Here is a 20262-nt window from a genome sequence, read left to right on the forward strand (position 1 = left end):
GTCTTAATTATATAACTCAATCCCTACTTCAAACATACAAAAAAACTTGGTAAAGCACTATGAATAAAAGGTTTATTCACGAAAACGTTTTTTCTGAATGAGTAACAAATTACTTTACAAAAAATCAATAATTCGATAATTTAAAAACGCTAAAATGACAAAAAAGCATTCCCAGAAATTATCTCTAATTTTCTATTCAAAAGAATAAACAGTAACGCTCAACGGAGGCAAAATTAATTCGACCGAATAATCTCTGCCGTCATAAGGCGAATTATCAATTTTTAAAGATTTTGAATTCCCTACTCCGCTTCCACCATAAATTACAGCATCACTATTGAAAATCTCATTTAATTTTCCTTTTTTGGAAATACCAATTCTATAGTTTTCCCTGACAACTTGCGTAAAATTGCAAATTACAACCAAATTCTCATCAGGATTATTTCCTTTTCTGATATAAGAAATAACAGCATTTTGATGATCTGAATAGTTTATCCATTCAAAACCTTCACCTGTAAATTGCTTTTCGTACAATGCCGGCTGAGATTTGTATAATTGATTCAAATCTGTAATCACTTTTTTGATTCCCGAGTGATAATCATATTGAAGCAAATGCCAATCTAAGCTCTTTTCAAAATTCCATTCATCGCTTTGCCCGAATTCTGCTCCCATAAACAATAATTTTGTTCCCGGATGTGTAAACATATAACCGTAAAGCAATCTCAAATTTGCAAATCGTTGCCATTCATCCCCAGGCATTTTATAAATCAGCGATTTTTTGCCATACACCACTTCGTCATGAGAAAACGGAAGCATAAAATTTTCTGTGAAAGCATACGTCATTGAAAAAGTCAAATCGTTTTGATGGTATTTTCGATAAACCGTTTCTTTTTGAAAATATTTCAGCGTATCATGCATCCAGCCCATCATCCACTTCATTCCAAAGCCTAAACCTCCATAAGATGTTGGCCTCGAAACCATCGGGAAAGATGTACTTTCTTCAGCAATTGTCTGAACTCCATTAAAGTTAGAATAGATAACTTCATTGAATTCTTTAAGAAAACTAATACTGTCTAAATTTTCTCTTCCGCCATAAATATTAGGTTCCCATTCACCGTCATTTCTAGAATAATCAAGATATAACATCGAAGCTACTGCATCAACTCTTAATCCGTCAGCATGATAATTTTGAAGCCAAAAAACAGCATTACTGATTAAAAAAGCACGAACTTCATTTCGACCATAATTAAAAACCAAGCTTTTCCAATCCGGATGATAGCCTTTTCTTCTATCTGGATGCTCATATAAATGCGAACCATCGAAAAAGCCTAAACCGTGTGCATCATCGGGAAAGTGCGATGGAACCCAATCTAAAATTACACCAATTCCAGCCTGATGAAGTTTGTCAACCAAAACCATAAAATCCTGAGGTTTTCCAAAACGAGAAGTTGGCGCAAAATAGCCTGTAAGTTGATATCCCCAAGAAGGATCATAAGGATATTCCATAATCGGCATGAATTCAACATGGGTAAAACCAGTTTCTTTTACATAATTTACCAAATCATCTGCTAATTCTAAATAAGTCAAAAATCGATTATGTTCTGCACGTTTCCAAGATCCTAAATGCACTTCATAAACTGAATAAGGTTTATCAAGAGCATTATTTTCATGGCGCGATTCCATCCAATTTTCATCTTTCCAATTGTAATCTAAATCCCAGACAACTGATGCGGTATGTGGTGGTTTTTCACAATATAAAGCAAACGGATCTGCTTTTTCGGTTACAACACCATCAATATGCGACTGAATTTTGTATTTATAAAGCGAACCTTTGGACAAATCAGGAATAAATCCTTCCCAAATTCCAGAAGAATCCCAACGAACTTGCAATTCATGTTCGCCTTGAACCCAATAATTAAAATCTCCAACAACAGAAACCGATTTGGCTGTCGGGGCCCAAACGGCAAAATAAACGCCTTTTGTCCCATTTACTTCAATTAAATGCGCTCCTAACTTTTCATATAATTTGAAATGTTTTCCTGCTTTGAATAAATCAATATCAAAATCGGTAAATAGAGAATGCGTAATTACTTTTGTCATATTTGGTTTTTAAGGCAATAATTGAGTTTTTGGGTTTTGGATTTTTTGAATTGGAAGTTCTTAAATTTTATTCAATTCTAAAATTATCAGATAGAATTGCTCCTTTTTTAATCACAACAATACCATCTTTTATACTATATAATTCGTTTGTGAAATTATCTAAATGTTTTCCTCCGCTAATGTGAACATTATTTCCAATGCGGACATTTTTATCTACCAAAGCATTTTTAATAAAACAATTTTCACCAATTCCGACATGAATTTTACTTATGCTTGCTTCATGATTTAATTCGTCCAGATCTTGATAGAAGTCATTACCCATAACGTAACAGTTTTCAAGAACAGTTCCAATACCAATTCTGGAACGAATTCCAATTACTGAGCTCTTAATTTCTTTAGCATTGATGATACAACCTTCAGAAATCAATGATTGGTTGATAATCGAATTTCTGAATTTTGACGGCGGAAGTAATCTTGGTCTTGTAAAAATCTTATTATCATTATCGAACAGATTAAACTCTGGAATATCAGCGGTCAAGCCGATATTAGCTTCAAAAAACGATTCAATATTTCCGATATCTGTCCAATATCCTTCGTATTGATAACTCAATATTTTATGTTTTCCAACGGCTTGCGGAATAATTTCCTTTCCAAAATCTTTCGTATCTGGATTCGACATTAATTCTTCCAATAATGATTTATTGAAAATATAAATCCCCATTGAAGCCAAATATTTTTTCCCCTTTTCCTGCATTTGCTCGCTCACTTCAGATTCCCATTGTGGTAATAATGAAGCATCTGGCTTTTCAATAAAAGCTTCAATAACACTTTCGTGATTCGTTTTTAAAATCCCAAATTCGGGAGCATCTTTAGCATTAACAGGTAAAGTAGCAATAGAAATTTCAGCATCTGCCGCAATGTGAGCTTCAAGCATTTCGTTAAAATCCATTTGGTAAAGCTGATCACCAGAAAGAATCAAAGCATGGTCAAAATCATGTTTCAAAAAATGAGACATACATTGTCTAACAGCATCAGCAGTTCCTTGAAACCAAGTTGGATTGTCTGGAGTTTGTTCTGCCGCCAAGATATCAACAAAAGACTGGCTGAAAATGCTAAAATTAAAAGTGTTTTTAATGTGGGCGTTTAAAGATGCAGAATTAAACTGTGTCAAAACAAATATTTTGAAAATATCCGAATTGATGCAATTCGAAATTGGAATATCTACCAAACGATATTTTCCCCCAATAGGAACTGCAGGTTTTGATCTAGTTTCTGTCAATGGAAATAAGCGAGATCCTTGTCCGCCTCCTAAAATAATGGCAACTACATTTTTCTTTTTAAACTTCATTTTGCTGAATTATTAAGTTGTATATTTCGATGTATTCTTGGCACACACTTTCCCAGGAATGATCTGCAGACATTCCTCTTTTTAAAACTTTATTGAAATTTATTTTATCATCGTACAGCTTTACTGCTCGATTGATAGAATAACAAATATCGCCAATTGAAGCCTGGTCGTGGCAAACTCCATTTCCATCATCACCAAAATCAACAACCGTATCTCGCAGTCCACCAGTTCTTCTCACAATTGGAACAGTTCCATATCGCATGGCATACATTTGGTTCAAACCGCAAGGCTCCACCCTTGAAGGCATTAAAATAAAATCGGAACCAGCATAAATCAAATGCGCCAAATCTTCATTATAACCTATAAAAACATTGTAATTGCCTTTATAATCGTTGCGTAATTGCGTCAATTGTGCTTCTATTTCTTGATTTCCTGACCCTAAAATCAGAATATTAATGTTCTCAAAATTTTCAGATAACGCTAATGCCGAAGCTTGTGGCAATAAATCACCGCCTTTTTCTTCAAATAAACGCCCAATAAAACTGAAAAGAGGTTTTGAAGGATCTAATTCAAATTGCTCGCAAAGCTTTTCTTTATTTTTTTGTTTTCCAATTTCAAAACTTTCAATAGTATAATGATGCTCAATCATTTTATCTTTTGACGGATCCCAAACTTCAATATCAATTCCATTTAAAATCCCTTTCGATTTATTTCGAACCGAATTGAACAACGCTTCCAATCCGTTTGCATATCGATTTATTTCATTAAGATAACTTGGTGAAACAGTGGTAACTGCATGTGCACACTTTACCCCAACAGCCAATGAATTAATCGAATGATTCCACTCTAAAAATCCTACATGAATCAAATCAAATTCTGGCAAATAATGCAGTTTGTCAAATCCAAACCATCCCTGATATAAACCATTATGGATTGTTATGGCTGTTTTTACATTTCTTAAACTTTCATATTTATAGGCATATTTTATCAAAAATGGAACAACTCCTGTATGATGATCGTGACAATTTATTATTTCTGGAACTTTATTGCGAGCTACAATCCAATCTAAACTTGCAATTTGGAAAGATAGAAATCGTTCAATATCATCTTCATAGCCATAAACATTAGGTCGATCAAATAATTCCTTAATTTCTATGAGATATAATTCATAGCCGAGCTTATCAGAAGTCTCTTTTAAAACACTAAAAGGGAAATTAAAATTCCCAAGTTTTACATTTCCCCAATGAACACATTCAAAATCATTTTCTTTTCTGAATTTTGTATCATAGCAAGGAACAACGACTCTTACCTCGTGCCCTGCATTAGTCTGATATTTTGGCAACGCTCCAACAACATCGGCCAATCCGCCTACTTTTGCCATTGGGTAACATTCTGCGCTTAAATGAAATATTTCCATCCTAAAATTTTATAACAGTATTAAATAGTAATTGTTGATTTATTTTTTTCAGCTAATCAATAATATGCTACTTTTATGTTCTTTAAATTTAGGAAAAAATTAGGAGAATCCTGCTCTCTAAAAAAATTTATCAATATGTCAAAAAAGGAAACTAATCCTACTAATTCATTAAAAATTCCACAATTTATTATTGTATCCTGTAAAATTTGCGCTTTTATTTCTACCAAATTGGTTACTAAATACGCCGCAAAATTATTTACAACGCCTGTAAAACATAAGATTCCAAAACGAGAACTTGAAATGGATTCTAAAAGCGTTCACAAAATAATTCATGTACCAGCAATAAACAAAAACGTTGTAACATACCAGTATGGAGAAAGCAATCGTAAAGTTTTATTAGTTCACGGATGGTCTGGAAGAGGCACACAACTGTTTAAAATAGCAGATGAACTTTTGAAAAATGGTTTTTCAACAATAAGTTTTGACGCTCCTGCACATGGAAAATCTCGAGGAAAATCGACGATAATGTCTGAGTTTATCGCTTCTATATTAGAAATTGAAAAACAATTTGGTCCTTTTGAAATTGCAATTGGTCATTCGCTTGGCGGAATGTCTGTGTTAAATGCAATTAAGGATGGACTTCATGTAAACAAAGCAGTTATTATTGGAAGCATGATATTGTACAAGATATTCTAGATGAGTTTATTTCAAAATTAGGCTTAAAACAAGAAATCAGCGAACGTCTTCGTGATCGTTTTGAGGAGAAATATCAAGTAAAAATGGATGATTTTTCAGCGTATCGAGCGGCGCAAAAAGTAAAAAATCCTGTTTTAGTTATTCACGACAATGACGACCCTGAAGTTCCTGTTAAAGCTGGAATTCATATTCAGCAAAATCTTGAAAATGGAACTTTATATTTGACAGATGGACTAGGTCATCGAAAAATACTTGGAAATCAAAATGTTATCAAAAAAACTCTAGATTTCATCAAAACTAACTAATTTTGTGATAGTTATATTTTCACCCCGATTAACTTAAAAACAAATTTAAAATGAATTTATTTGGAGAAACATCAGATTGGGAAACAAAATTAGAGCCAATTTTAGAGAAATATAAGGGAAAAAGACATCCTCTCGAATACCAAAATACTTATCAATTATTGATCATGGTCATTTTATCTGCCCAAGATTCTGATGCCAATATCAATAAAATAGCACCTGTTTTATTTGAAAAATTTCCAACTTTAAAAAGTTTATCACAAACAGATATTGAAACATTAATTCCTTATATAAGTAAAGTTCGTAATTTCGGGACAAAAGCCAATTGGATATTAGAAATCGCAAAAACAATTCAAAATGATGACGATATTCCGTTAACAATGCAAGGATTAACTGCATTAAAAGGTCTTGGAAGAAAATCTGCAAATGTCATTTTAAGAGAAACCGGAAAACCCGCTGAAGGAATTATTGCCGATTTACATGTAATTCGTGTTGCCCCAAGAATTGGAATCATTAAAGAAGCAAAAGACGGAAATAAAGTAGAAAAAGATTTGATGCAAGTTTTGCCAAAAAATATCTGGTCAGAAATAGGAATGGCAATTTCTTTTTAGGAAGAGAAACATGCAGGCCAAAACCAAAATGCGAAGAATGTCTCTTAGCAGATATTTGTTTTTATTATGCTACAGAAGTAATATAGTTCCTATTTTCTTCGTGTATCTATTAGATAAATAATTTTCCAAGAATCTTTTTCTTTAAACAAAGTAAAAGTATTTACGCCTAAATGGCTCAATTTATCATTCAGATAAAATTCATATGGCGCCCAAACATGAGCCATCGTTCCATCAATTTGGATATTATAACTAATGATTTTTTCTTGAAATTTTAAATTAGCAGGAATTGTAGCAATTGATCTGTAAAAAACACTTGCCTTTTCATCTGACAATTTATTTCCCTTTGTAACACTTTCACTAATAGATTGCAGGATAATTCTATCGGAACAAACTGATTTTATTTTCATAGAATCCTTCTGATGAAAACCTTCGAAAAAGACTTCGATAGTTTTTTGAACATCTTGTTTTTGAGCATTTACCGATAATGCAAGAAGTAGAAAAACAATAATTATATAAAATTTCATAGCAATAAAAATTATTAAACACCAAATTGGGCAAGATGATGATCTAAATGTTTAGCAAACATGTTATTCCACTCTGAAGCAGTTAACACTCCAAAAGAATGAGACTCTTTACCTTCAAACTCCTTTTCACCCAATTCTCGTGTTTTATTAACATAAGCAATTAACCTGCTTTTTTCAATTTCAAAGTCTCGAACATTTTTAATAATAAATTGTGGCGCCGTATTGATGTTTCTTGAGTAAGGTTTGTCACCAACTACTGTTTTTTTTGCAAGCAACTTTAAAATAAATTTCATAACCGCATTTGGTTTCGGATGGATATTATCATAAACCATTTCATAAGTAACGTTACAATGCGCAAGCATTTGATCAACAGACATTTTTCCCCATAGCCCTTGCGAATCAGATTTTAACTGATTAATCCTATCAATAAATAGATCACAATGGGGTTTTTGAAAGACATTTTGCATAATTTAAAATTAAAGTAGTACTGACACAAAAATAGAAAATTTACTTTGATATTAAATTTAACGGGAATTTTATTTCTTGATATTCAATATATTTTAATCCTCAGTTTTTAAAGATAGAAAAAACAAAAAAAATCCCCATCAAGTGAATGATGAGGATTCTCAAAAGAAAGGCGACGACATACTCTCCCACAATGATGCAGTACCATCTGCGCAGGCGGGCTTAACTTCTCTGTTCGGGATGGGAAGAGGTGAGCCCCGCCGCAATAACCACCTTAAGGTTTTAAGTGATTAGCTTTTAGTGATTAGCAATTAGCTTTGGACTAATCACTAGTTACTTTTTACTAATCACTGCTCTTGCGCGAGCTAATATCTTAACATACTGAGACAAAGAAACAATATCCATTATAGAAAGTTCTCTCCCTCCGATTGCTCGGAGGGAAAAGGGATGTACATAAGCTTACGGATTATTAGTACTACTCGACTGTGACATTGTCGCCTTTACATCTGTAGCCTATCAACGTGGTCATCTTCCACGATCCTTAAAAGAAATCTCATCTTGTGGTGGGTTTCGCGCTTATATGCTTTCAGCGCTTATCCCTTCCCAACGTAGCTACTCTGCGGTGCCCCTGGCGGGACAACAGATACACTAGAGGTTGGTCCAATTCGGTCCTCTCGTACTAGAATCAGATCCACTCAAATTTCTAACGCCCGCAGTAGATAGAGACCGAACTGTCTCACGACGTTCTGAACCCAGCTCGCGTGCCACTTTAATGGGCGAACAGCCCAACCCTTGGGACCTTCTCCAGCCCCAGGATGTGACGAGCCGACATCGAGGTGCCAAACCCCCCGTCGATATGAGCTCTTGGGGGAGATCAGCCTGTTATCCCCGGCGTACCTTTTATCCTTTGAGCGATGGCCCTTCCATGCGGAACCACCGGATCACTATGCTCTACTTTCGTACCTGATCGACCTGTATGTCTCTCAGTCAAGCTCCCTTATGCCATTGCACTCTGCGCACGGTTACCAAGCGTGCTGAGGGAACCTTTAGAAGCCTCCGTTACTCTTTTGGAGGCGACCACCCCAGTCAAACTACCCACCAAGCAATGTCCCCCGCGACGCGGGGTTAGGCCTCAGATAAACAAAGGGTTGTATTTCAACAATGACTCCACAACGCCTGGCGACGCCGCCCATAGTCTCCAACCTATCCTACACATCATTTATCCAAGGTCAATACTAAGCTATAGTAAAGGTGCACAGGGTCTTTTCGTCCCACTGCGGGTAAACGGCATCTTCACCGTTACTACAATTTCACCGAGCTCATGGCTGAGACAGTGTCCAGATCGTTACACCATTCGTGCAGGTCGGAACTTACCCGACAAGGAATTTCGCTACCTTAGGACCGTTATAGTTACGGCCGCCGTTTACTGGGGCTTCAATTCAATGCTTCTCCGAAGATAACATCTCCTCTTAACCTTCCAGCACCGGGCAGGTGTCAGGCCCTATACTTCATCTTGCGATTTTGCAGAGCCCTGTGTTTTTGATAAACAGTCGCCTGGACCTCTTCACTGCGGCCCCGCCGTGGGCGGGGCGACCTTTCTCCCGAAGTTACAGGTCTATTTTGCCTAATTCCTTAGCCATGAATCTCTCGAGCACCTTAGGATTCTCTCCTCAACTACCTGTGTCGGTTTGCGGTACTGGTACTAATTACCTGAAGTTTAGAGGTTTTTCTTGGAAGCCCTTAGGCGCACTATCTCTTTGTCCGAAGACTCCGAGTACTATCGTATTTCACCATTCTCTACGGATTTGCCTATAGAGAATATAGCTAGGTACTTCAACGAACTATTCCGTCAGTTCGCGGCGCTTTCATCACTCCGTCACCCCATCACAGTAATTAGTAGTACGGGAATATTAACCCGTCGGCCATCGACTGTCCCTTTCGGGTTCGCCTTAGGACCAGACTAACCCACAGCTGATTAGCATAGCTGTGGAAACCTTAGTTTTTCGGTGTGCGGGTTTCTCGCCCGCATTATCGTTACTTATGCCTACATTTTCTTTTCCGACCGGTCCAGCATGCCTTGCGACACACCTTCAGCCCTGTCGGAATGCTCCCCTACCACTTTGCATTGCCGCAAAATCCATAGCTTCGGTAATATGCTTATGCCCGATTATTATCCATGCTCGTCCGCTCGACTAGTGAGCTGTTACGCACTCTTTAAATGAATGGTCGCTTCCAAGCCAACATCCTAGCTGTCTGGGCAGACAAACCTCGTTCTTTCAACTTAGCATATATTTGGGGACCTTAGCTGATGGTCTGGGTTCTTTCCCTCTCGGACTTGGACCTTAGCACCCAAGCCCTCACTGCTGTGAAACATTATATAGCATTCGGAGTTTGTCAGGAATTGGTAGGCGGTGAAGCCCCCGCATCCAATCAGTAGCTCTACCTCTATATAACTATCATCAGCGCCGCACCTAAATGCATTTCGGGGAGTACGAGCTATTTCCGAGTTTGATTGGCCTTTCACCCCTACCCACAGGTCATCCGAAGACTTTTCAACGTCAACCGGTTCGGTCCTCCACTGTGTGTTACCACAGCTTCAACCTGCCCATGGGTAGATCACACGGTTTCGCGTCTAACACTGCCGACTAAAGCGCCCTATTCAGACTCGCTTTCGCCGCGGATCCATGGCTTAACCACTTATCCTTGCCGGCAACGTTAACTCGTAGGCTCATTATGCAAAAGGCACGCCGTCACCCCACTTAAGGGCTCCGACCGCTTGTAGGCGCATGGTTTCAGGATCTATTTCACTCCGTTATTCACGGTTCTTTTCACCTTTCCCTCACGGTACTGGTTCACTATCGGTCTCTCAGGAGTATTTAGCCTTAGCGGATGGTCCCGCCGAATTCAGACAGGGTTTCACGTGCCCCGCCCTACTCAGGATACCGCTATCCATTACACTCGTTGCCCATACGGGGCTGTCACCCTCTATGGCGCTCCTTTCCAGAAGCTTCCGGTTCCTTGTGCATGAAATGTCGCGGTCCTACAACCCCAGATATGCCGCAACATGCCTGGTTTGGGCTAATCCGCGTTCGCTCGCCACTACTTACGGAATCACTTTTGTTTTCTTCTCCTCCGCCTACTTAGATGTTTCAGTTCAGCGGGTTTGCCCACCTATCGGTGTGCTATGCCTTCAGCATAGCGGGTTGCCCCATTCGGATATCTGCGGATCGATCTGTGTGTGCCAGTCCCCGCGACTTTTCGCGACTTATCACGTCCTTCTTCGCCTCTGAGAGCCTAGGCATTCCCCATGCGCCCTTGTTTTGCTTATTGTACCAATCTCGTTTTCAAAACGAGACCGTTTTTTTGTTTCCGCCATCGCTGGCAGAAACGCTTTCTACTTTTTGTATTTTTCTTATCTCAATATGTCAATGAACTTTTTCCCGATCCATCGGGATTGTGGAGAATAACGGAGTCGAACCGTTGACCTCCTGCGTGCAAGGCAGGCGCTCTAGCCAGCTGAGCTAATCCCCCATTTTGAATCTCAGATTTTAGAATTCAGATTTTAGATCCCTTGATTCTTCTCTAATCTCTTTTGGCGAATCCCAGCTTCCAGAATTTCCTTTGCTCAAGTCAAATAGTAGTCCCGGGCAGACTCGAACTGCCGACCCCTACATTATCAGTGTAGTACTCTAACCAGCTGAGCTACGAGACTCTGTTTTTCTTAAGTTTTATCATTTTTTTTAAATCGACAGCAAGAGTAGCGCAGTCTTGGATCCCAAACCATCCGGTCCGCATCTTTTTTCCTCAGCGTGTATTGCTACCAACACTAAGGCTCTAGAAAGGAGGTGTTCCAGCCGCACCTTCCGGTACGGCTACCTTGTTACGACTTAGCCCTAGTTACCAGTTTTACCCTAGGCGACTCCTTGCGGTCACCGACTTCAGGCACCCCCAGCTTCCATGGCTTGACGGGCGGTGTGTACAAGGCCCGGGAACGTATTCACCGGATCATGGCTGATATCCGATTACTAGCGATTCCAGCTTCACGGAGTCGAGTTGCAGACTCCGATCCGAACTGTGACCGGCTTTGTAGATTCGCTCCCCCTCGCGGGGTGGTCGCTCTCTGTACCGGCCATTGTAGCACGTGTGTAGCCCAAGGCGTAAGGGCCGTGATGATTTGACGTCATCCCCACCTTCCTCACAGTTTGCACTGGCAGTCTTGCTAGAGTTCCCGACATGACTCGCTGGCAACTAACAACAGGGGTTGCGCTCGTTATAGGACTTAACCTGACACCTCACGGCACGAGCTGACGACAACCATGCGAGCACCTTGTAGACTGTCTTGCGAAAGTTCTGTTTCCAAAACGGTCAGTCTGCATTTAAGCCTTGGTAAGGTTCCTCGCGTATCATCGAATTAAACCACATGCTCCACCGCTTGTGCGGGCCCCCGTCAATTCCTTTGAGTTTCAAACTTGCGTTCGTACTCCCCAGGTGGGATACTTATCACTTTCGCTTAGCCACTGAGGTCGCCCCCAACAGCTAGTATCCATCGTTTACGGCGTGGACTACCAGGGTATCTAATCCTGTTCGCTACCCACGCTTTCGTCCATCAGCGTCAATCCACTGGTAGCAACCTGCCTTCGCAATTGGTATTCCATGTAATCTCTAAGCATTTCACCGCTACACTACATATTCTAGTTGCTTCCCAGTAATTCAAGTCCTGCAGTATCAATGGCCGTTCCACCGTTGAGCGATGGGCTTTCACCACTGACTTACAAGACCGCCTACAGACCCTTTAAACCCAATGATTCCGGATAACGCTTGGATCCTCCGTATTACCGCGTACTGCTGGCACGGAGTTAGCCGATCCTTATTCTTACGGTACCGTCAAGCTCCTACACGTAGGAGTGTTTCTTCCCGTACAAAAGCAGTTTACAATCCATAGGACCGTCATCCTGCACGCGGCATGGCTGGTTCAGGCTTGCGCCCATTGACCAATATTCCTCACTGTCGCCTCCCGTAGGAGTCTGGTCCGTGTCTCAGTACCAGTGTGGGGGATCTCCCTCTCAGGACCCCTACCCATCGTCGCCTTGGTAAGCCGTTACCTTGCCAACTAGCTAATGGGACGCATGCTCATCTTCCACCGTTGTGACTTTAATCGCTTCCCGATGCCGGAAAACGATGCTATGAGGTATTAATCCAAATTTCTCTGGGCTATCCCTCTGTGGAAGGCAGATTGCATACGCGTTACGCACCCGTGCGCCGGTCTCAAAATCCGAAGACTTCTACCCCTCGACTTGCATGTGTTAAGCCTGCCGCTAGCGTTCATCCTGAGCCAGGATCAAACTCTTCATCGTATATTTTAATAATGTATATTCGACGCTTATCTAGTGGTTATATTCGGATCTTCCGATTCCGTTACTCTTATTCTGTTTGTTCCGATTCTCATCGGAACGGCTGTCAATTCAATATGTCTACGAACGTAATTTCTTGTATTCCGCTTGTCTCTCAAAGCGGGTGCAAAACTAAAACTTCTTTTTGTTTCTCGCAAGAAAAACTTGAAAAATTTTGAAACTTTTTTTCGCTTCCATTTTCTCATTTCTCTCTCAATCTCTCAAGGAACTTTCCGTGTTTTGCGGGGTGCAAATGTAGAACGCTTTTTCAAAACCTGCAAGCTTTTTTTGAACTTTTTTTCTCAGGAATCTCTTCCCGTTTGGTTCCTATTGCCTGCCAGTATTTCTGTGAACGTTTTCGCTGTTGCGGGTGCAAAAGTAGCACCTTTTTCCAGTTGTGCAAGGCTTTTTTCAATGTTTTTTCGGTCTTTTTTTTATTTTTTCCCTAACTTGCTGATAACCGTTTCTTTACAAAGCAAAGTTTTTTGAGTCATTGTAGCGTTTTTCTGAGTTATGATATGCTTTTGATTGTTTTCGGATCTTTTCTGCTCTCCGTTTTATGGAATTCCCAGTCTTCGACACTCTTTTTTGAAGAAAAAACAAGGCTTAAGATCTCTTTTGGATCCTCTTTTTAATCCCCCAGAGCCACAAAGACGCAGAGTTTTCACTTTTTTATTCTGTTTTTCATCACAGGATTGTCTTTTCCTTCAATGAATTTCTCCTGAAAACCGGCGCCATAACCCCGATAGTCCCGAGGCATCGGGAGGAAATCCTTTTGTGGCGGTCCCGAGGCTTCGGGAGCCACAAAAAGATTGAAGCGGATAGCGGGAAACAGCTCCTGAACAAATCCGAAATCTACATAGGAGTCTTCATCGTGTGCATAAGACGCACTGCTGTGCGCCTCTACCCTAAAAGGCTTCTTATTCTATTATACTATATATGTATACAATATGTATACAAAAACAAACCCGACAGCCTTTTGGAAAACTGGCGGGTTGAATAATTAAATTTATATTATAAATAACTGTTTTCTACTATTGATTAGCTGGAGCTTTCGCTTTTTCCTCCCATTTTTTCATTAAATCATCGTAATCAATTGGATTCGTCGCTTTTTGATTAACTAATCGGCCAGACTCGAAGGCTCTTTGAAGAATGGTTTCTATTAAATAGTCTTCATTTACTTCATAAGGATTGTATTCTTTCTTTAAACTAATATCAAATAAGTTGGCAGTGGTATTAGAAACAAATGCTTTGAAACCGCTTTTTAAAGTTTTTATTAAATCATAAGTTGTTATTCCCGTTTGACGATGAACAAGCTTTACAAGAATTTGGCCTTGTTTTCGGGAAAGCTTCTTAAGTCTGTCTTCAAATTCATTGTTTAGATAATCTTCAACGATTTTAAAATATTTCTTTTTCTCACGATTTGAATTCAAACGCGCCATACCTTTATTTAGTGCCGTTAATCTATCAGCGACTAATTTTGCATAAGGATACACTTTATAAACCCTGTTTTGAAGAATCAAAAATTGCTTTTGAGCTTCAGGATCGAGTTTTTCTTTTGTAATGATGATTTCAGGCAATTCAATTGTATCGCCTAAAATAGAATCTTTTTCTGTCAGCACATAACCCATTTGCTGGTTTTCTTTTGGGGTAACCTGAGCATAACTTGAAAATGAAAACAATAGAAAGAATAAAAGAATACTGGTAAATCTCATTGAGTCTTAATTTAAATGTAAAATTATATATTTATATACAACTCTAATACCAAATTTATAAATTAGCAAAAAAATATTTTTATGAGTTCAAATTCTATCTTAAAAGATACTTCAATTGCTTTCTTGGAAAGCTACCTAAATAACGCCTCACCTACTGGATATGAAAGCGAAGGGCAAAAACTTTGGATGCAATATTTAAAACCTTATGTTGACACCTTTATTACCGACACTTATGGAACTGCAGTTGGAGTTATTAATCCTGATGCGCCTTTTAAAGTGGTGATTGAAGGCCACGCCGATGAAATTTCATGGTTTGTAAATTATATTACAGATGACGGACTTATATATGTAATAAGAAATGGTGGCTCTGATCACCAAATTGCTCCTTCAAAAAGAGTCAATATACATACTAAAAAAGGAATTGTAAAAGGTGTTTTTGGCTGGCCAGCTATACATACACGTTTGCGTGATAAAGAAGAGGCACCAAAACTGAGCAATATCTTTATTGATTTGGGATGCGAAACAAAAGAGCAAGTTGAAGAAAAAGGAGTTCATGTTGGCTGTGTTATTACTTATCCGGATGAATTCATGATTCTAAACGAGAATAAATTTGTTTGCCGTGCAATTGACAACAGAATGGGCGGTTTTATGATTGCTGAAGTTGCAAGACTTTTGCACGAAAACAAGAAAAAGCTTCCGTTTGGATTATACATCGTAAATTCAGTTCAAGAAGAAATTGGTTTGCGCGGTGCCGAAATGATTGCACAAACTATTAAGCCAAATGTTGCCATTATAACAGATGTATGCCATGATACTAATACGCCAATGATCGACAAAAAGGTTGAAGGCGATCTAAAAATGGGAAAAGGTCCTGTAATTGCTTATGCACCAGCTGTTCAAAATAAATTACGCGATTTGATTGTTGATACTGCCGAAGAAAAGAAAATTCCTTTTCAGCGAAACGCAACATCAAATGCGACAGGAACAGATACTGATGCTTTTGCATACAGTAACGGTGGAGTGGCTTCGGCATTGATTTCATTGCCTTTGCGCTATATGCATACGACTGTTGAAATGGTACACAGAGAAGATGTTGAAAATGTGATTCAGCTTATTTATGAATCATTGTTGAAAATTGAAAACAACGAAACTTTTTCTTATTTTAAATAATATATCTGATAAATTAGGCTGTTTGAAGGAACAGCCTAATTTACAAACAAACTATATATGAAACTTTTACTCCTCGAAGACGATTTTACTTTATCTAAAGAAATATCTACATTCTTTACTTCGAAGAACTTCGAGTGCATTCCCTATTATGATGGAGGATTATTATTAAAAAAATATATTCCAAACGAATATGATTTAATTATACTTGATATTAATGTTCCTGGCAAAAATGGTTTTGATGTTTGCAAAGCCATTCGAGAAACCGATAAAAAAACGCCAATTATCATGCTTACTGCCTTTAGCGAAATTGACGATAAATTGACTGCTTTTGAAAATGGTGCTGATGATTACCTTGTAAAGCCTTTTCACTTTGAGGAATTATATGCGCGTATTTTATCTCTTTTAAGGCGAAAAGAGATTCCGCAACAAACTGAAGAAAAGATTTTAATTGAAGATTTAGAAATTCTTGAAGAAGAAATGAAAGTTTTTCGATCTGGCGAAGAAATCAAACTAACTCCAAAAGAATTTAAATTGATTATGATTTTGGCTCATGCCAAAGGAAAAGTCTTGTCTAAACAATTTATTGCCGAAAAACTATGGGATTATCATATCGAGACCAATCAAAATACAATTGAGGTCTATATAAACTTTCTTCGCAAGAAAATAGATAAAGATCACGAAATAAAACTTATTCGAACAAAAGTTGGCTACGGATATTATTTAAGCAACCAAGAATGACATTAAAGAACAGAATATCACTTTTAGTAAGTTTACTTTTTACAATTCTTTTTGGATTGGCTTCTACCGTGATATTTGTTTTGTATTCTAATTTTAGGAAAGAAGAATTTCGCGATCGCTTAGAAATAAAAGCACTTTCAAACATCAAGCTTTTGGTAAATGTAAAGGAAGTTGATGAACAGCTTTTGAAAATAATCGACCAAAATTCTATCAATAAATTATATGACGAAAAGACTTTAGTTTTTGATTCTCATTTTAAACTCATTTACAGCAGTATCGATGATGCAAAAATAAATTGGTCTGTTGAAGATTTAAAATACCTTAAAAAACACAAAACTTTCTTTAAGCAACAAGGCAATTATGAAGTATATGGCGTTTTTTACGATACAAAAGACCGAGACTTTTATGCCCTAATTTCAGCAAAAGACGATTATGGAAATCGAAAACTTCTTTTTCTTCGTTATACTTTAATCGTATCATACATCTTTTTTACATGTATTTGTTGGGTTTTGACTTCGTTTATGGTCAAAAAAGCAATGAATCCTTTGAATATATTTCATCAAAAAATAAAAAATATAAATGAAAACAATCTTGATACGCGTGTCGAATCTAAGAGCAATACAAATGAAATTGATTTGATTGCAAATGAATTCAATTTCATGATGGATCGAATTGAGGTTTCCTATCAAAAACAAAAAGAATTTACCGCAAATGCATCTCACGAGTTAAGAACGCCTTTATCCAGAATTACATCACAAATTGAAAATGTTGCCGCAGATCCAGCAACATCGGAAAAAGGAAGATCTTTCTTAAAAGTAATTTTATCAGATGTCAATCAATTAACCGAATTAATCAACTCCTTATTAATTCTTTCAAAAATCGATTCTAACAATCATGAAAATACCGAAGTTCATCGAATGGACGAGATTTTATTTTCGGCTATTGAAAATTTGAACAAAAGCTTTCCTGATTTCGTTATTCTTTTTGAAATGGAGGAAAGCGACAATCTAGATTTTGCATTAGAAGTCAAAGGAAATAAAAATCTTTTGGAAATTGCCGTGAGCAATGTTTTAAAAAATGCGTGTGTTTACTCCGACAATAAACAAGCCAAAGTTGTAATTGGAACTCAAAACGATCATCTAGTTCTTTCGATATCCAACACAGGAAAAACACTCACTGAAAAAGAACAGCAAAATCTTTTTCAACCTTTTATGCGAGGAAAAAATGCCAAAGGAACTTCAGGTTTCGGACTAGGACTTCGCATCGTACAACGTATTTTAACTCTGCATCATTCAACCATAACTTACAGTGTACCAGCAGAAAACATAAATTTATTTCAACTTTTCTTTCATTAATATTCTTTTTTAAGGTATTTTTAAGGTAGAATTTAAGGTCTCTTAAAGTCTGTCGATAGCATATTTGTACAACTTAAAATTGATACAATGAAAAAACTGTATGCACTATTCCTGCTTGCATTATTCAATCAGGCAGTAATGGCTCAAAAAACAGTCACCCTTCAAGACTGTGAAAGCCAATTTCTTAAAAACAATCTTTTTCTGCTGGCATCACAATACAATATTGATGCATCAAAAGCATTGACTATTCAGGCAAAAATTTGGGATAATCCGACTATATCGGCAGAATTAAATGCTTATAATCCAGACGCTAACAAATATTTTGACGTTGGAAAAGAAGGCCAAAAATCATTTGGTATTGAGCAATTAATTTATTTAGGCGGAAAAAAGCGCAACGAAGTCAAATTGGCTCAAACCAATGAGCAATTGGCAGAATTACAGTTTAATGATCTTTTAAGGACACTAAAACTCCAGCTTCGAAAAAGCTTCTACACTGTTTATTACAATACAAAAAGTCTCGAAACAACAGATCAGCAACTTGCTCATATTGAGAATTTGATCAACTCCTATTCTGTTCAAGCTCAAAAAGGAAATATTCCTTTAAAAGATGTTGTTCGCTTGCAATCACTGTATCTCAATTTTAAGAACGAAAGAATGGAAGTCGTAAACGACAATATCGAAGAGCAAAGCAATTTAAGATTACTACTTAATTCTACTGAAAATGTAATTCCAGATGTTTCTAAAGAAGAATTCAGCAAATATTTGAAAACTATCGATTTTGACTTAAAATCATTGCAAGATCAAGCAATTGCAAACAGACCAGATTACTTGGCTAAACAAAAAGAAATTGATGCCAATGCCTTAAACGTAAAATGGCAAAAATCACTTTCAATTCCTGATCTTACATTAGGCGCAAATTATGATCAGCGTGGTGGTGCTTTTAATAAGGAAGCAAATGTGTCGCTTGGAATTCCGTTGCCACTTTGGAACAAAAATAAAGGGAACATCAAATATGCTCAAACTATTTTGGAACAATCTAAAATTGAAAAGCAAAATTTTGATTTGCAGTTACAAAACGAAATCACATCGGCTTGGAATAAATGGGATGAATCTCGTAAAAATTATTCGGTTATTAAACCAACTGTAAATGCCGATTTTGAAGCAGTTTACAACGGAATGCTGACCAATTTTCAAAAACGAAACGTAAGCTTATTAGAATTTACAGATTTTATGGAAAGCTACAATCAAGCAACAATTCTAGTTAATGAATTGAAGAAAAAGCTCGCTATTTCAGGCGAAGAATTAAATAGTACAATCAACAAAGACTTATTCTAAAAATATACAAAGATGAAATATAAACTAATCATAGGAATTGCAATTGTAAGTCTGTCACTGGCAAGCTGTAAAAAAGAGGTAGAAAATCCGCAAACAAACTCTTCTTTTGCATTAAGTGATGCAATGCTAAAAACAACTTCGACAGCTGTAGCACAAACGCAACCTGTAAAAAATGAATTAAATTTTTACGGAAAAATTACGGCCGATAATAATAAAATGATTGACGTTTATCCTTTGGTTGGAGGAAACGTGATCAAAGTAAATGTCGAGCTTGGAGATTATGTCAAAAAAGGGCAAGTTCTAGCCACTATCAGAAGTACAGATATTGCTGATTTTGAAAAACAGTCGCTAGATGCAAAAAGTGATTTATTGGTTGCCAAAAATAATTTGAAGGTTGCACAGGAATTATTTGATGGAAAATTAAATTCTGAAAGCGACGTTCTTCAAGCAAAATCTGAAGTAAATAAAGCTCAGACGCAATTGAGCAAAATTCAAGAAACTTATAAAATCTACAACATTAAAGCAGGTTCTATTTATGAAGTTACTGCACCAATAAGCGGTTTTATTATTCAAAAAAGCATCAATCAAGACATGCTTTTAAGAAATGACCGTTCTGAAAACATCTTTGATATTGCCGAAATAAGCGAGGTTTGGGCGATGGCAAACATCAACGAAATGGATATTAATAAAGTAAAGCTTGGAATTGATGCTGATGTCACTACTTTAAGTTATCCTGATAAAGTTTTTAAAGGAAAGGTTGATAAAATTTTCAATGTTATTGACCCAGAAACCAAAGCGATGCAAGCCAGAATCAAACTGCAAAATTCTGATTATTTATTAAAGCCAGATATGAATGCAAACATCAAATTAACATTCAAAGAAGACAAATCAATGATTGCCATTCCTAGCGAAGCAATCGTATTTGATAAAAGCAAAAATTTTGTAATGATTTTTAAAGATCGTAACAATATTGAAACCAGACAAGTTGATGTTTATCGAGTTGTTGGAAAAACGACCTACATATCAAGTGGCTTGAAAGAAAACGAAAAAGTCATTACCAATAATCAGTTATTTATTTACCGCGCCTTAAACGAATAAA

At 37.3% G+C, this 20262-nt stretch carries 14 protein-coding genes, 2 tRNA genes, 3 rRNA genes and 1 pseudogene; 9 read left to right on the plus strand and 11 right to left on the minus strand.

Annotation, left to right across the window (positions count from 1 at the left end):
* Positions 1-192 precede the first annotated feature (192 nt).
* The 3 genes from glgB to ACQ9BO_RS16970 all read right to left on the minus strand — a co-directional run bounded on the left by glgB (position 193) and on the right by ACQ9BO_RS16970 (position 4862).
* Positions 193-2097, minus strand: a complete 1905-nt coding sequence (gene glgB / locus ACQ9BO_RS16960; protein ID WP_431241677.1) for a 1,4-alpha-glucan branching protein GlgB — start codon at positions 2095-2097, stop codon at positions 193-195.
* A gap of 67 nt (positions 2098-2164) precedes the next feature.
* On the minus strand, positions 2165-3445 hold the full coding sequence (locus ACQ9BO_RS16965) for a glucose-1-phosphate adenylyltransferase (protein WP_431241678.1): 1281 nt from the start codon (positions 3443-3445) through the stop codon (positions 2165-2167).
* Complete coding sequence (locus ACQ9BO_RS16970) at positions 3435-4862, minus strand: glycogen synthase (RefSeq protein WP_431241679.1); 1428 nt, start codon at positions 4860-4862, stop codon at positions 3435-3437. Before ACQ9BO_RS16970 ends, ACQ9BO_RS16965 begins: the two co-directional genes overlap by 11 nt.
* A gap of 135 nt (positions 4863-4997) precedes the next feature.
* On the opposite strand from ACQ9BO_RS16970, the pseudogene ACQ9BO_RS16975 reads away from it, so the two are divergent.
* From ACQ9BO_RS16975 to ACQ9BO_RS16985, 3 genes and pseudogenes are all read left to right on the plus strand, one after another.
* A pseudogene (locus ACQ9BO_RS16975) lies at positions 4998-5863 on the plus strand (alpha/beta fold hydrolase).
* A 50-nt stretch (positions 5864-5913) separates the two neighbouring features.
* On the plus strand, positions 5914-6471 hold the full coding sequence (locus ACQ9BO_RS16980) for an endonuclease III domain-containing protein (protein ID WP_431241680.1): 558 nt from the start codon (positions 5914-5916) through the stop codon (positions 6469-6471).
* Complete coding sequence (locus ACQ9BO_RS16985; RefSeq protein ID WP_431245139.1) at positions 6438-6557, plus strand: hypothetical protein; 120 nt, start codon at positions 6438-6440, stop codon at positions 6555-6557. Before ACQ9BO_RS16980 ends, ACQ9BO_RS16985 begins: the two co-directional genes overlap by 34 nt.
* 3 nt (positions 6558-6560) lie before the next feature.
* Here ACQ9BO_RS16985 and ACQ9BO_RS16990 read toward each other — a convergent pair whose 3' ends face one another.
* The 7 genes from ACQ9BO_RS16990 to ACQ9BO_RS17020 form a co-directional block, all read right to left on the minus strand.
* Positions 6561-6995, minus strand: a complete 435-nt coding sequence (locus ACQ9BO_RS16990) for a nuclear transport factor 2 family protein (RefSeq protein WP_431241681.1) — start codon at positions 6993-6995, stop codon at positions 6561-6563.
* 14 nt (positions 6996-7009) lie between these two features.
* Complete coding sequence (locus ACQ9BO_RS16995; protein ID WP_431241682.1) at positions 7010-7462, minus strand: DUF1569 domain-containing protein; 453 nt, start codon at positions 7460-7462, stop codon at positions 7010-7012.
* A 165-nt stretch (positions 7463-7627) separates the two neighbouring features.
* Positions 7628-7737 (minus strand): 5S ribosomal RNA (rrf, locus tag ACQ9BO_RS17000).
* Positions 7738-7909: 172 nt separating this feature from the next.
* A 23S ribosomal RNA gene (locus ACQ9BO_RS17005) occupies positions 7910-10790 on the minus strand.
* A 127-nt stretch (positions 10791-10917) separates the two neighbouring features.
* Positions 10918-10991 (minus strand) — tRNA-Ala (locus ACQ9BO_RS17010).
* Positions 10992-11098: 107 nt separating this feature from the next.
* Positions 11099-11172: transfer RNA gene (locus ACQ9BO_RS17015), tRNA-Ile, on the minus strand.
* Positions 11173-11298: 126 nt separating this feature from the next.
* A 16S ribosomal RNA gene (locus tag ACQ9BO_RS17020) occupies positions 11299-12814 on the minus strand.
* The 16S, 23S and 5S rRNA genes sit together here with 2 tRNA genes alongside, the layout of an rRNA operon.
* A gap of 144 nt (positions 12815-12958) precedes the next feature.
* On the opposite strand from ACQ9BO_RS17020, the gene ACQ9BO_RS17025 reads away from it, so the two are divergent.
* The gene (locus ACQ9BO_RS17025) at positions 12959-13339 is read left to right on the plus strand and encodes a hypothetical protein (protein WP_431241683.1); all 381 of its coding nucleotides are present in this window, start codon (positions 12959-12961) and stop codon (positions 13337-13339) included.
* Positions 13340-13884: 545 nt separating this feature from the next.
* Here the strand turns inward: ACQ9BO_RS17025 and ACQ9BO_RS17030 are convergent.
* Positions 13885-14565 (minus strand): DUF4294 domain-containing protein, encoded by a 681-nt coding sequence (locus tag ACQ9BO_RS17030; protein WP_431241684.1) that lies wholly within the window; start codon positions 14563-14565, stop codon positions 13885-13887.
* Positions 14566-14646: 81 nt separating this feature from the next.
* Between ACQ9BO_RS17030 and ACQ9BO_RS17035 the strand changes: the two genes are divergently transcribed.
* From ACQ9BO_RS17035 to ACQ9BO_RS17055, 5 genes are all read left to right on the plus strand, one after another.
* Complete coding sequence (locus ACQ9BO_RS17035; RefSeq protein WP_431241685.1) at positions 14647-15735, plus strand: M42 family metallopeptidase; 1089 nt, start codon at positions 14647-14649, stop codon at positions 15733-15735.
* A 57-nt stretch (positions 15736-15792) separates the two neighbouring features.
* Positions 15793-16473 carry a response regulator transcription factor gene (locus ACQ9BO_RS17040; protein ID WP_431241686.1) on the plus strand — a complete coding sequence of 227 codons (681 nt, stop codon included), beginning with the start codon at positions 15793-15795 and terminating at the stop codon, positions 16471-16473.
* On the plus strand, positions 16470-17828 hold the full coding sequence (locus ACQ9BO_RS17045) for a HAMP domain-containing sensor histidine kinase (RefSeq protein ID WP_431241687.1): 1359 nt from the start codon (positions 16470-16472) through the stop codon (positions 17826-17828). Before ACQ9BO_RS17040 ends, ACQ9BO_RS17045 begins: the two co-directional genes overlap by 4 nt.
* Positions 17829-17915: 87 nt before the next feature.
* On the plus strand, positions 17916-19163 hold the full coding sequence (locus tag ACQ9BO_RS17050) for a TolC family protein (protein ID WP_431241688.1): 1248 nt from the start codon (positions 17916-17918) through the stop codon (positions 19161-19163).
* 12 nt (positions 19164-19175) lie between these two features.
* Positions 19176-20261: an efflux RND transporter periplasmic adaptor subunit gene (locus ACQ9BO_RS17055; RefSeq protein ID WP_431241689.1), complete on the plus strand. Its 1086-nt coding sequence runs from the start codon at positions 19176-19178 to the stop codon at positions 20259-20261.
* Position 20262: the final 1 nt, after the last annotated feature.

The organism is Flavobacterium sp. P21 (assembly GCF_050632225.1).
Taxonomy (GTDB): domain Bacteria; phylum Bacteroidota; class Bacteroidia; order Flavobacteriales; family Flavobacteriaceae; genus Flavobacterium.